Source organism: Paenibacillus sp. p3-SID867, assembly GCF_025142895.1.
GTDB lineage: Bacteria > Bacillota > Bacilli > Paenibacillales > Paenibacillaceae > Paenibacillus_AQ.
In genome coordinates this window covers 183,591-198,841 of record NZ_JAMBDM010000007.1, presented here as the reverse complement: position 1 = coordinate 198,841, position 15,251 = coordinate 183,591, and the positions used below count along the sequence as shown (strand labels likewise).

The following is a 15,251-nucleotide window of genomic DNA, read 5'->3' as shown; positions in this document are numbered from 1 at the left end:
GGAGGAATGGATATGAAACGTATGTTTGAGGCGGTTGTTTTCGGAGGGGCGAAACTATTCTGGGATTATCGGCACCGCAATACCGATCAGTACAAAGGTTATTATCACTGGCACCAGTGCTGCGAGATGTTATTCGTCCACGAGGGGACGGGGCATGTCGTCGTAGGCGGCGAAACTTTCCCCATTCGCAGGGGAATGCTGTTCTTCTTTCGTCCGTATCAGCTGCACCATGTCTATGCCAATGTCAGCCCGGAGCAGCCGTATACGCGTACGATCTTCCACTTTGATTCGCAGCTGGCCGATGAATTGCTGCGTCCCTTCGCAAGGCGTCACGGATTGTTTGCCGCCTTATGGCAAGGCAGCCACCCTATCCAAGCGTTTGATTTGAAGACAGCCGAGGAAACGGTCGAACGTAATTTGGACGATTATGATCGTACCAGGCAAGAAGGCAAGGGCGAGGACGCGGAGGAGATCGGCATGCTCATCCTGCGGCTGCTGGATACGGTCATTCGATATGATCCATCGGGTCAGAGCCGGACGCCGGGGATATTGGAGCGGAAGTCGACCGGTTATGTGCAGCAGGCGATGCGCTGGATCGACGAACACTATCAGGAAACCTTCTATCTAGACGATCTTGCAGATGCCATGCATCTATCGAAATTTTATTTATCGAAGCTGTTCCATGAAGAGACGGGAAGCACGCTGAAGGAATATGTGACAGCGAAGCGGATGAGGCAAGCGTGCAGGCTGCTCGAAACGACTGCGAAGTCAGTGGAGTGGATCGGCTCCGAAGTCGGCATATCGAACCCGTCCTACTTCGTTCAGGTGTTCAAGCATGAAGTGGGGACGACCCCGCTCAAATATCGAACAGGGTTCATACACTCGGTGCACGGCAAGGGGAAAGCTCGCTAACCAAGAACTCGTCCCGGGGAGTATAACAACCAATGAACATTTTCGTGCATCGTTTTGCCATTATGACGGCCTCATTGCAGATACAATGGGTGCAAGAGCAGCAGATGGGAATGGGAGCGTTAGTTGCGCAAAGACTAATGCTATGGTTTACGGGGGATGAATCCATGATGAAGGAACGATCCCTAAGATTGCTGGAAGGAAGTGCAGGCTGTTGAATAAGTTGAATGTCGCTCCTGTCCCCAAAAATGAAAACGGTAACAGGATGGCCGCGAATAAGGCGGGGACCTGGAAAGAGACCTGGAAAAATTACAAGAAAAGCAAGTATTTATTTTTTATGCTCATCCCTACTTTGATCTGGTTCGGCATTTTCCATTATGGGCCGTTATACGGCATCCAACTCGCGTTTAAGGATTTCAGCCCAATCAAGGGAATATGGGGAAGCGAGTGGGTCGGACTCGAACATTTTGAGTTTTTGTTCTTTCAGTCGCCCGACTTTGCCCGGATTTTTCAAAATACGCTGCTGATCAGCCTGTACAATATTGTTTTCGGGTTTCCTGCGCCGATCATTCTCGCGCTTCTGTTGAATGAGCTGCGTTCCCACAGGTTCAAGCGAGTAGCGCAGTCGATCTCGTATATTCCCCACTTTTTCTCTTGGGTTATATTATCGGGCATCATTATCGTCATGTTGTCGCCATCGGAAGGACCCGTGAATTACATTTTGCAGCTTTTTGGCTTGGAGCCGGTGTACTTCTTGGCGGATCCTGATTATTTCCGTCCGACGCTGGTCGCAACGAATATCTGGAAAGAGATCGGATGGGGAACGATCATTTACTTGGCGGCACTCGCGGGTATCGATCCTACTCTGTATGAGGCTTCCGTAATCGACGGAGCAGGCAGATGGAAAAAAATGTGGCATATTACGCTGCCTTCGATTCTGCCCGTCGTTTCGATCATGTTCATCCTGTCGCTCGGCGGTATCCTGAATGCCGGATTCGACCAGATCTTCAACCTGTACAGCCCTGCCGTATACGAGGTCGCCGATGTGATCGATACCTATGTGTACCGGGCAGGCATCCAGCAGGCTCAGTTCGGATTAACGACGGCCGTCGGATTATTCAAGAACGTCATCGGCATTATGCTGGTGCTGGGCACCAATTACGTCATGAAGAAAATGGGACAGGAAGGCGTCCTCTAATGAGGACCGGAAGGAGATGAGCAGTCTTATGAAAATGAGTTCGGGAGAGCGTATATTTCAATGCATCCTTATTCTATTCGTTACCTTCTTGTGTATTGTAACCGTTTACCCTTTCTTGCATATTGCATCCGTATCGTTAAGCAGCCCGAGTGAAGCGAGTCGTTTCGGTTTCCATGTATATCCGCGGGAGCTGGACTTCTTCGCCTGGAACCAGGTATTAAGCCAGACAAAAATTTGGATCGGATTTGGCAACTCGGTGTTTCGGACCATTGTCGGAACAGCCTTGTCTTTGATTGCGATGTCGCTGTGCGCATATCCGCTGTCACGCAAATATTTGCCGCACCGCAGCTTTTATACCATGGTCATTCTGTTCACCATGTTCTTCGGGGGCGGCATCATTCCGACGTATTTGTTGATGAAGTCTCTGCATTTGATGGATACCCGCTGGATCTACATTTTGCCTGGACTGATTCCGGTGTTCTCGATGCTGGTGCTGCGCAATTTCTTCATGGCGATCCCGACGGAGCTGGAGGAGTCCGCGAAGATCGATGGAGCCAACGATGTCAGCATATTATTCCGCATTATTCTTCCTCTTTCGAAGCCGGTGCTCGCTACATTGGCTCTCTGGGCCGCGGTTGGGCATTGGAACGCATGGTTCGACGCCGTACTCTATGTAACGGATCAGAACAAGCAAGTGCTGCAATTTTTCCTTCGTGAAATCGTCATCACCAATACGGATGCGGAAACGTTCGGGCGAACCGTCGTAGGCAATTTCGAGTATACGTCGTCCATTAAAGCAGCAACCATCATGTTTGCGGCATTGCCGATTCTGATCGTGTATCCATTCCTTCAGAAGTATTTCGTGAAGGGGACGATGATCGGCTCGCTTAAGGGCTGAGCGTTATAATCGGGAAGTGAAAACACTCCCGTTTATATAAAGTAACTGGTTCAAAAAAGGGAGGATCTAAACATGAAACATTGGAAAAGGCTCGGCTTGATCGCAGCTCTGTCCATCTCACTGGTGGCTACAGGCTGTAGTGGAAGCTCAAGCGGCAATGAGACCGCCGAAACCGATAAGCAAGGAGAAGACAAACCGATCGTCATTATGACCAACGCTTCGACTTGGGACATTCCGACTGATGATGGCAATCCAACACAGAAGTATTTGGAAGAACGTTATAACGTGAAGTTCGTCAACATGAGAGGAAATGACGAGAATTTCAAAGTCATGGTCGCTTCCGGAGAGATTCCTGATATTTTACCTCATAACATCAGTGAGGCGGACATGACGAACTGGGCAAGGCAAGGAGTGATTGCCAGCATTTCCGTTGACGAAATCAAGAAATATATGCCTACCTACGTGAAGGAAGTCGAGGAAATTGACCCTAACGCCTGGGATGTCGGGATCATCGACGGAAAAAACTATGGCGTCCCCCGTATTTGGCTGAACGGAGCCTATGGTTTCATACCGACCTATAACGGAGAGTGGTTGAAAGCGGTCGGGTATGACGAGCCGCCCAAAACGCTCGAACAATTGGAAGACGTGTTAACCAAATTCCGCAACAATGACCCGGATGGTAACGGCAAGAAGGACACCTACGGCATGAGCGGACGCGGGAAAGACGTAAGGGCACAAATGTTCAATTCCATTTATGCCGCATACGGGGTTAATCCCTATCATTTCATGTTAACCGACGATGGTACGGTGACATGGGGCGGAATTTCGGAACAGGCCAAGGAAGCCACGAAGCTGCTAAGAGCTTGGTACCATGATGGACTTATCGATCCGGAGTTCATGACGGATGACGGTGCGTTGATCGGCCAGAAGTGGGGCAGCCACAAAATCGGATATGTCGATAACAGCATGTACCACCATTTATTCGCCGGACAGGAAGCCGATAAGACGAACGGCACCAATCCCGTATACGGCAAAGGCGTCATCGGGCCCGCAGGCGAATCGATCGTGATGTCCAACGGTGCGCTTCAGGTACCGCTCCTGTTCGGCAAGCAGGTCGAGGAGGACGAAGCCAAACGCATTAAAATATTGCAGATGCTGGAGGATCTGACTTCCAGCGACGAAGCTTACCTGCGCAGCGTTTTCGGTGAAGAAGGCGTGTCTTACGATCTGGTGGACGGCGCCGTCGTCATGAAAGAGCCTTACGCCAGCACCGTGGAAGAAGCCCGTGCTATGGGGTACGGCGGTTATTATAATCCGTTGGTGGAACGGGATTCGAGCATGTGGAAATACCATTTCTCGAAAGAGAAGCTGGAGTTCAGGGAGACGGTGAACGAGGGAATGAAGCCGATTTCGGATATTCTTGGCCCGACGGCGCTGGAAAGCAAGGGCAAGTACTGGGCAACGCTCGTAACGCTCCAGGATGAGTTCTACACCAAGGCCATCATCGGGAAGGACGATCTGGACGCTTCCTTTGAGGCTTTCAAGACGCAATGGCTAAAAACCGGCGGTCAGGAAGTGCTGGACGAGGCGACGGCTGTTTACCAAGCACGCCAAGCGGCTAAATAAGCCCAGTTTATCGTTCATTTGAACCGGGTTGCCATGATGAGGCTTCGTCCGCTGCGATGAAGATTCCATCTTGGCAGCCCTCTATAATCCCATTTTTTCACTCGGAATGGGGAATCAGCTTAGGATTATTTTGTTGTTCGGAGGAATGAACATGAACCAAATGTTATCAGCGCTCGTCACCTATCCCGCGCCAGACGGCGCGGCCTTAAACGATGATTTCGCGGTCCGTGTCAGGACGGTGGACAGGGAATACCAAGACCTCTGCACCTATCTGGTTCGGGTTGATATGCACGATGTGCGCGAAGCGTCCATGGCGACATTCGATTTTGCCGGCATTGTCGAGGTCGAGATTACTTATAGGAGAGAGGCGCTTCATCAAGTGGAAGTCAGGCCTATAGCCAGTCACATCCAATCCAATCACGATGCCAATAAAATCTGGCTCCGGCTTGACCGGCCATGCAGCTTAAGCATTGAGGCGAACGGGGATCGGTTTCACAATCTTCATCTGTTTGCGAACGGTCTCGAAGTAGATGCGCCGGATCCGAAATCCTGCGAAGTAGCCTTCATTGAACCCGGGGAATATGGGATTCAGGACAAAATCGATCTTCTTCCATCTGCAAGCGAAGCGGGAGAGCAATCCATTCGCGTCATTTATTTCGGACCCGGCATGCACCGATTCCAGGATGGATTATTTCATGTGCCATCGAACACGACGGTGTATCTTGCGGGCGGATCTATCATTATCGGTTCGCTTGTATGCGATCACGTCGAGAACGTCCATATTCGGGGTAGAGGGATTGTTTACTTGCGGGACATCGAGAAGACCACCTATTGGCGGTCCGTGCAAATCAATTATTCCCGCCACATTACGGTCGAGGACATCATCTCCATCGATCCGCCCCACTACAGCATTCATCTGGGCCAATCGGAGAACGTTCGCATTCGCGGCTTCAAGGCGTTCAGCACGCGAGGGTGGTGCGACGGCATTGATATGATGTCCTGTCGTAATGTCCTTATCGAGGACGTGTTTCTGCGCACCTCCGACGATTGCATCGCCATTTATGCCAGCCGCGGCGCATTTAAGGGCGATACGTCGAACGTACGGGTGAATCGCGCGGTTCTGTGGGCAGACGTAGCTCATCCCGTTATGATAGGCGTTCATGGCGACCATGAGGGGAGCGGGGATACCATCGAAAATATTTCCTTCCACGATATCGATATCCTGGAGCATCATGAGCCCCAAGACGGTTATTGGGGCTGTCTGGCCATCAATGCCGGAGATCAAAATACGGTAAGGAACGTATCCTTCAACGATGTACGAATCGAGCCGTTCGAGCTGGGGAGGCTCTTCGATATACGGGTCTTTCATAACCCGAAGTATAATCCGGTACCCGGCAACCGCGTGGAGAACGTTTATTTCAACGATATTTCCTATCAAGGAACGTGCGATAATCCTTCGGTGATTGCGGGTTACGACGCGAAGCGAATGGTGACAGGCGTTCATTTCCGCAATCTGCGCATCAATGGTGAGCCTATTACGAACGCCGAAGCGGGCCATTTTCAATGCAACGAGTTTCAAAGCAACGTGACGTTTGAATAGGCGGGTCTTCCGACAGGCTTTCCGTTATAAATAGGCCAGACGAAACTTGATCAAGACTATGAATGACCGAAGCAGCTAGAGCATGTGAACGCTTACCCATAAATTTTAAGATATGAATCTAGGGGAGGGCAACAATCGAATGCAAAGTCTCATTACTTCTGTATTTCAACGTAGGAAGGAACCGGGAAAATGGGGCAGGAAGCTTGTTGTCCTGTGCTTGGCAGTTTCATTGATGCTGCCATCGATCGGAATGGAATCCGCATCCGCCGCTCAGGCACCTGCCGACGCATCCGGCGGGACATCCCAAGCAGCAGGTTTCTTGGATCAAATCGTATTCGGCGACACGGCATCGGAAACTGCCCATCATTTCCAGGGAGCGTTCACAAGCTCGATCATCGGGCTCTTCGATGAGCCTGCCAGAATATCGAACCCGCGGCAACCGGCGGAAGGGCAGGGCGGAGATTTGACGTTTACGATGAAGGTCGACCCCGTTTTACGCAATTATATCACTGTGAAATTTTCCGGGAACGAAACCTCCTCCGTCAGCATGATTCATATAAACGGAGAGCAGGTCGGTTATATCAGCAACGGGGATTATGAAGCCATCAACAAGGGCTGGATGCTGCCGAACCGGTTCTTTTACAATACGATATTGCTTCCCCTGGAATCGACGGCCGGGAAAGATACGGTCGAAATCACGATTAAATCGTTCAACCCATGGGGGACGATGATCACCGACACGAGGGGCTATTATAGTGCCTACACCCATACACAAGCCTATATTCCTGTCGATGGGGAACAGCAGGGGCATAAATTTAAACCGGGCCAGAACCCGGATACGATGCTGCCGCCCGATCTGACGGATGCCGAGAAGCAGGCGCTGCTTGACAACTACAGACAGGATCACATCAATCTGTTCAACACGTTATCGGGGAAAGTCGATGGAAGTGTCGGCAGTAAATTATCGATTATTCGCTATCAGGATGAACTGATGTTTTACGCGAGCGTTCTGAAATACGACTGGTCGCCGGCAAAGACGCCTGAAGAGAAAAGAGCGGCGCTGGAACGAATCTTCAAAACGATCGATAATCATGTCAAAGATTATTACGGCAATACGAGACTGGTGCTGCGCGGCGGACACCAGGGCGATTGGGGCGGTTATTTCGGCGCGCTTGGCGAAGCGCTGTATATCGCGGAGAATCTGATTAGAGACGATGAGATCTACGGAGAAGAGGCATTCCATGCGTTTCTGGATGAACCGTTGGTTACGGGAAGCGTTGCCGGCGAATTTTCTTTGGCCGGTGTGGACTGGGATGGCGGGGAATTGACGCGCAGAGAGGCCTGGGAGCGGACGCTGAAGGCGAATTTTGATTTCGCCAGGACCCGGCTGTCTTATATTTATAACCAGGTTTACTATACGTATGTTGGAGCCTGGGAGGCACACGAAGGACTGCGGATCATCGGCTCGGATTACTACGAGGGCAGAGAACGCAGTCAACGGATCCTGCTTGAATCTTTGGGGATACAGCCGTTTCTTGGAGAAGAAGAGCTGGTCGGCCCGGATGGTCAAGAGTTGGATCTGTACCATTCGCTGTTCTATCACGATGGGAGTGCGGTCTTTACCGATGACTTCGTACACATCGTCGGCAAGGGGCTTGCCAAGAGCAAGCTGGACGCCGACGGCAATGTCGTTAGACGGTTGCCCTATGGCAAGCATTATACCGGTTTGACCGAGGCGGGGCTCACGAGGGAGAACGGCTATGTTGCGAACTACGGAGAATCTGCCAACTATCTTGTCACTTATTTCTATAAAACGCTTAACCACGCCGGCGACGAGAACATGAGTGACGAGATTCTGAAGGCGGCGTTGAAATCGGTTCATGCCCGCGGATTTGTCCGTTACACGTCTCTGGATGATAATGGGAAAAGAATCATGCGAGCGGAGCAAGTAACGGATGAGCGAAATCAGGGATTAACCGGCATGCCTGCTTACAGCGCCAGAATCGGGCTCGGCATGGGGATGCAATTCGCGTCGCTGGAGATGGCGATGGCTCAGGACGAGGCGAGGTACAGTGGTCCGGAATGGGAGGAATACTGGGAGTTTGCCAAGGAAGCGGTCGGTTTCGTGCAGCAGCAGCTTGCCGATCATCAGCTGCTGCATACGAAAGATTTCGGACACCGGGGAACGATGAGCGGACCCGATTTCCGGTTGGCAGACACTTATGAATACATTACAACCGGTCGTGCCGATTACGACCGGTTCGGAGGCGATATCCAGGCAGGTGTCGTTCTGCCGCATACGGATTTCGATTACTATAAACCGGAAGAAATCGCAGCGTTGGGCGTTGATCCGAATGATTACGATCAATGGGCTTGGGCAGATGTCGACAACATGTACGTGTCGGTCAGAGACGGCGATTTCAGGATGCTGGGTTCCTTGTTTTATCGCAATCGAGGGATGGCAGGCAATGGGCGGCTTCATATTATGAAGGATCAATATGACCATATCGTTCAGATCGCGACCAATAACCTTTTCCGATATGAAGATTATTACTTGCGTGCAGGCAACATCGATTGGGATTTCCAGTCTGATCGTGCGAACAATTGGAGCGGAGCGCCGCAGGCGCTGGCCGGAGAGCCTTCGCCGATTTCTTATCAGCCCGGCGTAGGCACCGTCAATCGCGATAATTTCGAAGCGGATACCCCTTATACCGGATATCCCGAGCTGCAGACTTCCAGATACGGAAAATATTTCATGATTTTTAACACGACCCGGGACGAATACGGAAACAAACAAACCTTCGACGTTGAGCTGCCGTCCGACTTCTCGGGCGCCGTGGTGATCGACCTTGTATCGGGGACGAACGTGCCGGTTGTGGACGGCAAGGTAACGGCTGTGCCGAAATCCGCCATGGTGCTGAAACTAACCTCTGATCTCGAACTCGCCCCTAAACCGTTTCATGTCGATTTCGTGCATGCGCTTGCAGGTAACGGTTACGTGGGCGTCACTTGGAAAACGACGTCCGGCGGTCAGTCCTATACCGTGAAGCGATCGGAGTCGGAAGAGGGGCCTTATTCGGTCATTGCAACGGATGTCCAAGGCAATTATTACAAGGATACGAACGTGCCAAACGGTAAGGTTTACTACTATACAGTCTCTGCTGTGAACGAGAACGGCGAGGGCTGGGATTCTTATCGAGTGAAAGTTGATTTGACCGCGCCGGTATCCGCCAACGCAGACGATGTTTGGCGCGACGACCGGATTGGCAATACGTCAGGCACCGCCTTGATCAACGGTTCTTCCATAACGATTGAAGGAGCCGAAGGAACGGGGCTTGGTCAAGGGGACGATTACAATCTATATCTACGGGATATCCACGATTCGCTGCATTATGTTAGCCGGGTAACCGCAGGAAGCAGTACCATCAGCGCGAAGATCGATGGTGCTTCGGGTGAAGCTAGCGGCATCATGATGCGGGATCGGCACACCGCTGATAAAGCAAGATATATTTATTTCGGAGCGGATGAGAATGGGGAGCTTGTCTTGCAGAACCGAACGCGGAACTCCTTCCATCATTGGTGGAATGAAACGGCAAGCCCCTATGATGCGAAGCTGCAGGGATATACGGCCGCCGAGTATCCGTACGTGAAATTGATACGCGACCACGATTCACAGACGGTGTACGCGTTTGTATCCAAGGACGGCAGCAATTGGACCTATATTATGAAAATGTCCACATTGTTGACTTATGCATACTACACGGGCGTTACCGCTTCCGATTCAGCCCAGTTCAGCGACGTAACGGTTACGGAAACGCCGCAAGGCCATCTCACACCGTTCCTTGTAAAGCAGCAGGATCAGATCACGATCCATTGGAACAAGCCGAAGCAGGCTTCTTGGTTTAACGTGTATCGCACGACCGATGAAGAGGCGGGCCTGACCGATCCGGAATTGAAACCGGGCACCACAGAGCCGGTTGAGGGATCGCCGTGGACACTCGTCCTGTCAGGGACTAGAGGCACTTCTTACGAGGAATCCAACGTCCGGAATGGCAAGGTGTTTTACAAGATCCTGCCGATTCACGCTGATGGATCCGCGCAGGCCTTCTATGACGTGATGGTTTCTGCGGACTCCCTCGAAGACGTGTTAAGGCATGCCGTGGGCCTGCCGGCATCGGACTATACGAAGGCAAGTTACTACTTGTACCACCAAGAACTGGAACGGATTAAGACGGAGATGAACAAGCCGGAAAGAGACGAGGAAGCGCTGATTAATGAGGTCTATTCGGCACAGAATTTGCTGGAGCCCTATAAGGCAGCGCTCTACCCGTTCGACGGAAACGCCGATAATGTCTTGAGTTCGTCCAGTGCTGCCTTATCCGGAACAACCGAGTACACGGCCGGAAAAGTTGGGCAGGCGGTCGAGCTGAACGGAATAGATGCCTATGTCACTCTTCCAGCGACCGATAAAAAAGCAGCAGCCGACAACATCACGATCGCGGCTTGGGTGTACTGGAAGGGAGGCAGTCAGTGGCAGCGGATATTCGATTTTGGGAACAACACCAATCAATATTTGTTTCTATCGCCGCGATCGGGCAGCAATACGCTTCGCTTCGCCATCAAGAACGGGGGCGGCGAGCAGTTCGTGGAGACGGGGCAGCTTGCTACGGATCAGTGGGTGCACATAGCGGTTACGTTGGGAGACGGCGCGGGCAAATTGTACGTCAACGGCGAATTGAAAGCCGAGAAGAACAACATGACAATCAAACCGAGCGACTTCAAGCCCAGCAACAACTATATCGGCAGGAGTCAATTCGCAGATCCGTTGTTTACCGGTAAGATCGATGACTTTCGTGTGTATGATTCCGTATTAAGCTCTGAAGAAATACAGGCTGTTTATAACAAAACATCTACATGGTTTGACGATTCCCTGCTTGCCTTGCTGCTGAATAAAGCTTCCAAGGTGGATGCGGAATGCTGTACGCCAGAAAGTTATGAAGTGCTGGAGGTAGCCATGGCTCATGCGAATACGGTGGCATCTGCGGGTGATTCCAACCAGGAGGATGTCGATGTTGCTTCCACCGATCTGCTTGCCGCACTCGAAGGTCTCCAGCGAAAAGGCGTCGATGTTACGGCAGATCCAACCGAGCCGAACGGCAGCAATGGCTGGTACACGAGCCCTGTAATCCTTACATTGAAACCGGCTGCGAGCACGGAGTACAGCCTGGATGGAGGAAACACATGGATGGCCTACAAGGAGCAGGTTGTTCTGAACGAAGAAGGGATCCATCGTTTCTTATATCGTTCTACCGCTGATGCGGATCAATCCGGATCGCTGGAGATTAAACTTGACTTGACAGAACCAGAACTGCACTTTCATGGCGAGTCTTCCTATACCATCGATCAGCAGGTGAGCATCACGTGCAGCGCGGCGGATGTAACCTCCAGCGTATACGGTACGCCATGCGATGGACCGCTGCTGCAGACGCAAGCGTATCTTCTCGAACCGGGAGAGAACAAGGTAACGGTTACAGTAGAGGATCTGGCAGGACACCGGACAACGGGTACGCATGCATTTACGGTGACGGCGACGTATGACGGCTTAAAGAGCATGACGAATGCATTCTTGCGTGAGACGGGAGACCATGCTTGGGAAGCGGTGGCGAAATCCTATAATAAAAAGCTGGAGCAGGCAAAAGAAAAGGCTGACAGCGGTCACATCGAAGCCGCAAGAGGAATCATGAACGGGTATATCGGTCAGGTTCGGGGCCATGCCGGGAAGTTCTTTACCGAGGAGCAAGCTTCGATTCTGGTCCGATGGGCCGAAACGGTAAACTGATTTGCTTATGTACAACAACCGTCTTTGATAGGCGGTTTTTTTCTTGGTTTTAGGATTAGAAGTCATATCCAACCGCTTTTTTCACATAAAATGTACAAGCTTGGTATTCGTAGGCGGGAGTGAATGCGATTGAACGTGAATTTGTTAATTAGCTACATTATTCTGGGATTAACATTGGCTGCTCCGATTGGGCCCGTGAATTCGGCCAGGCTTGATAAAGGCATTAAGAACGGGTTTTGGCATGCTTGGGTAGTCGGAGCTGGATCAATGCTGGCAGACGCAGCTTTTATGTTGTTCATTTATTTAGGTCTCGTTCAATTTCTTAATTTTCCGATCGTTCAGATCTTTTTGTGGCTCTTTGGCGGATTCGTGTTAATTTACAGCGGGGTTGAAAGCATAACGAAAGTGAATAAATTGAAAATCAGCTCGGCGGCAAGAAAAAAGGATTCGTTGTTAAGCTGTTTTCTGCTCGGTTTTTTCATGTCCATCACGAGTCCTTTATCCATCCTGTTTTGGCTGGGGATTTATGGCTCCATCCTGGCCAAGACGGCCTCAACGTTCGGGACGAGCCATTTGCTGTTGTATAGCAGCATGATCTTTTTGGGCTTAACCCTTTGGGATCTATGCGTTGCCGGTTTAACGACAGGACTTCGTCGCTTCCTCAATGAGAACATGCTGACTGCGATTTCGGTCATATCGGGAATATCACTGATCGGTTTCGGTGTGTACTTTGGTATTCAGGGCATTCTTGCGTTAACAGGATAACCAAGTGGTCTTCTACCCAATTCCGTTCAATATACATGGGACAAAGCGACAGTATTGGAAGGTAAACATAAACTGTTCTCAGTCAATTAGGCAGAAGTTTACATTTTAATACGTTGTGAAGGGGAGAAAAACGACTTGCTAAGATCTATCGTGATTCCTGAGCGTTACAAATCCAGGCTAGACAGGATGGAAACGGCGCTATCGCCATACAAAAAACCAAATCGTATTTTAAGACCGGGCTTGAGAAGGCACTCCGCTTAACCGAAGTCTCCTCACCCGTTATGGTAAAAGTGGGTACAGGCATTAACGACAAACGGACCGTATCTTTTGATGTGATGGATATGAAGGAAGGCCGGGTCGAAATTGTGCAATCCCTTGCAAAGTGGAAACGGTCGGCTCTTGCCCAATACGGCTTTACGAGTGGGGAAGGTTTATACACCGATATGAAAGCCGTCAGGCGGGATGAAAACATGGATAATCTGCATTCCATATACGTCGACCAGTGGGATTGGGAAAAAGTCATATGCGAAGACATGTAGTCTCGCCACCTTAGAACATGAAGTTGTAAGGATATATGATGTGATCAAATCCACGGAAGAGTACCTTTATGAACTCCATCCCTTCTTGAAGCCGATCCTCCCGGAGCGAATTTTTTTCATCACGACGCAGGAGTTGGAAGATCGCTTTCCTAGTTTAACGCCGAAGGAAAGGGAAAATGAAATTGTCAGGATACATGGCGCCGTATTCATTATGCAAATAGGCGGAACGATGAAGTCCGGTCAGGTGCATGACGGCCGCTCGCCGGATTATGATGACTGGACGTTAATCGGGGATATTGTTTTGTGGTATCCGGTATTGAATTGTGCGGTGGAGCAAAAAGAAAGGATATCTTACAATGAAGATATCCTTTCTTTATTCATTAGGGATGGTGTTGGTCTGCATCTTATTCCATATCTTGACCATAATTAGCGTCACGATAGCCACAAGCGCAGCCAAGATCAAGCTGACAAAAAAACCGGGCCGAATGCTCTTCTCCATGATGGTTCCGGTTACGGCACCGAGCAGGAGGATGATGCCGAATCCACCCAGAATCACATCCCACATTCTGACCTTTAGAATTTTGTAAGCCGAAATGATAATGAACGACCAATTATACTTCTGCAATATGCCGGCAGCCGTTGTAATGTATTCGTATATTTTTCCGGGCAAAAGGAGTGCCGTGACGATTGAAGCCGATAAACCGACCGCGGCAAGAACCAAGGAAGGGAGCGGCAGCTTCCGGAACTTTTCCAGCTTCTTCGTAAAAATACTTGGTGCATCGCCGTCCTTAGCCATCGTCACAAGCAAATTCACTACGGCAAACAATGAAGCGCTCATCGTCGAGAATCCGGCCATAATGATCGCTCCATTGAATACATGGGGAAAGAAAGTTAGCGGATAGCTGGATAGCGCCGTAACGAACGGGCTTTCTTTCTCACTCAAGAGTTTGTAGGAAACCATGAAGACAGCAAGCCCGATGGATATCATGTAGATCACGGTCAGTCCGATGAGCATGACTTTTCCTGACTTGGGAGCATCCTTTTTGTTTTTGAGCTGCATGGACATCAAACCAATGGTTTCGACACCCCCATAGGCATAGAAAGCATATAAGAGCGAGGACCAGAATGCGGGAAATCCGCCAGGGAACACTTGTCCAACCGAATCGGGAAATCCGGGTCTACCATCGCTGCCCCCGCGAATCCAGCCCATAAGCGCTGCAGTTGAGAGAAGAATAAACATGAGAATCGCCGCTGTTTTTATGACGGCCAATATATTTTCCACCTTATCGAAGCCTTTCGTACCCAGCAGAACGACGGCAATCGATAATACGGCATAGATGGCTGCGAATATCCATAGCGGAATATCAGGGAACCAAAACTTGGTCAGGATGGACAGAGCCGTCAGCTGACTGCCCATGATTAGAATTTTCGTGCTCCAGTAATTCCATGCGCTTCCGAAACGTGCCCACCGCCCAAACGCTTTTCCCGCATAATAACAAAAGGATCCCTCTTGAGGATCCGCCGTCGTCATTTTGGCCAGAAAATGAAAGACAATATAGGTTCCTATAGCAGCGATAAGGAATGATACAACCATGGAAGGTCCCGTCAGCTTAATGCCAATGCCGGAACCTAGAAAATACCCCGTACCAATCGTACAGCCGATGCCAAGCAGTGAGAGCTGCCACCACTTTAAGCTGCCTTTGCTGCTCTTTTGATCCGACGATGCGGAATCGTTCGGTCCTGCACACCCAGGTGAATCCATAGCATATACCTCCTCTATGGTTAAGTTGTTCATGTACCGTGCGGAGTATGCATCTGGTTTGAGCAGATTAACCATTATTGGAATAATTATTATGTAAGTCCCCATAATAGCTATA

9 protein-coding genes and 1 pseudogene are annotated in these 15,251 nt (G+C 50.4%); 9 read left to right on the top strand and 1 reads right to left on the bottom strand.

Features of this window, described 5'->3' with window-relative positions; translation table 11 throughout:
* Positions 1 to 12 precede the first annotated feature (12 nt).
* The 9 genes and pseudogenes from M4D81_RS16100 (at position 13) to M4D81_RS34955 (ending at position 13,804) form a co-directional block, all read left to right on the top strand.
* Complete coding sequence (locus tag M4D81_RS16100; protein WP_260067275.1) at positions 13 to 912, top strand: helix-turn-helix domain-containing protein; 900 nt, start codon at positions 13 to 15, stop codon at positions 910 to 912.
* Positions 913 to 944: 32 nt separating this feature from the next.
* The gene (locus tag M4D81_RS16095; protein WP_260067274.1) at positions 945 to 1,127 is read left to right on the top strand and encodes a hypothetical protein; all 183 of its coding nucleotides are present in this window, start codon (positions 945 to 947) and stop codon (positions 1,125 to 1,127) included.
* The gene (locus M4D81_RS16090; protein WP_260067273.1) at positions 1,124 to 2,107 is read left to right on the top strand and encodes an ABC transporter permease; all 984 of its coding nucleotides are present in this window, start codon (positions 1,124 to 1,126) and stop codon (positions 2,105 to 2,107) included. The genes M4D81_RS16095 and M4D81_RS16090 overlap by 4 nt, the downstream gene beginning before the upstream one ends.
* A 28-nt stretch (positions 2,108 to 2,135) precedes the next feature.
* Positions 2,136 to 3,005: a carbohydrate ABC transporter permease gene (locus M4D81_RS16085; protein ID WP_083397677.1), complete on the top strand. Its 870-nt coding sequence runs from the start codon at positions 2,136 to 2,138 to the stop codon at positions 3,003 to 3,005.
* 72 nt (positions 3,006 to 3,077) lie between these two features.
* A complete protein-coding gene (locus tag M4D81_RS16080; RefSeq protein WP_260067272.1) occupies positions 3,078 to 4,631 on the top strand; it encodes an extracellular solute-binding protein in 1,554 nt (517 codons plus the stop codon).
* 151 nt (positions 4,632 to 4,782) lie between these two features.
* Positions 4,783 to 6,231, top strand: coding sequence for a glycosyl hydrolase family 28 protein (locus tag M4D81_RS16075; RefSeq protein ID WP_260067271.1), 1,449 nt, complete (start codon positions 4,783 to 4,785; stop codon positions 6,229 to 6,231).
* A 139-nt stretch (positions 6,232 to 6,370) separates the two neighbouring features.
* Positions 6,371 to 12,070 (top strand): LamG-like jellyroll fold domain-containing protein, encoded by a 5,700-nt coding sequence (locus tag M4D81_RS16070; protein ID WP_260067270.1) that lies wholly within the window; start codon positions 6,371 to 6,373, stop codon positions 12,068 to 12,070.
* Between the two features lie 129 nt (positions 12,071 to 12,199).
* Positions 12,200 to 12,835, top strand: coding sequence for a LysE family transporter (locus M4D81_RS16065; protein WP_260067269.1), 636 nt, complete (start codon positions 12,200 to 12,202; stop codon positions 12,833 to 12,835).
* Between the two features lie 170 nt (positions 12,836 to 13,005).
* Positions 13,006 to 13,804, top strand: a pseudogene (locus tag M4D81_RS34955) (aspartate--ammonia ligase).
* On the opposite strand, the gene M4D81_RS16050 reads toward M4D81_RS34955, so the two are convergent.
* A complete protein-coding gene (locus tag M4D81_RS16050; RefSeq protein WP_260067267.1) occupies positions 13,748 to 15,136 on the bottom strand; it encodes an amino acid permease in 1,389 nt (462 codons plus the stop codon). The pseudogene M4D81_RS34955 and the gene M4D81_RS16050 overlap by 57 nt on opposite strands.
* Between the last annotated feature and the right edge of the window lie 115 nt (positions 15,137 to 15,251).

Excerpts from the sequence above, each read along its gene's own strand:
- M4D81_RS16100 (WP_260067275.1), top strand. The coding sequence starts at position 13 with ATGAAACGTATGTTTGAGGCGGTTGTTTTCGGAGGGGCGAAACTATTC.
- M4D81_RS16095 (WP_260067274.1), top strand. The coding sequence starts at position 945 with ATGAACATTTTCGTGCATCGTTTTGCCATTATGACGGCCTCATTGCAG.
- M4D81_RS16085 (WP_083397677.1), top strand. The coding sequence starts at position 2,136 with ATGAAAATGAGTTCGGGAGAGCGTATATTTCAATGCATCCTTATTCTA.
- M4D81_RS16080 (WP_260067272.1), top strand. The coding sequence starts at position 3,078 with ATGAAACATTGGAAAAGGCTCGGCTTGATCGCAGCTCTGTCCATCTCA.
- M4D81_RS16075 (WP_260067271.1), top strand. The coding sequence starts at position 4,783 with ATGAACCAAATGTTATCAGCGCTCGTCACCTATCCCGCGCCAGACGGC.
- M4D81_RS16070 (WP_260067270.1), top strand. The coding sequence starts at position 6,371 with ATGCAAAGTCTCATTACTTCTGTATTTCAACGTAGGAAGGAACCGGGA.
- M4D81_RS16050 (WP_260067267.1), bottom strand. The coding sequence starts at position 15,136 with ATGGATTCACCTGGGTGTGCAGGACCGAACGATTCCGCATCGTCGGAT.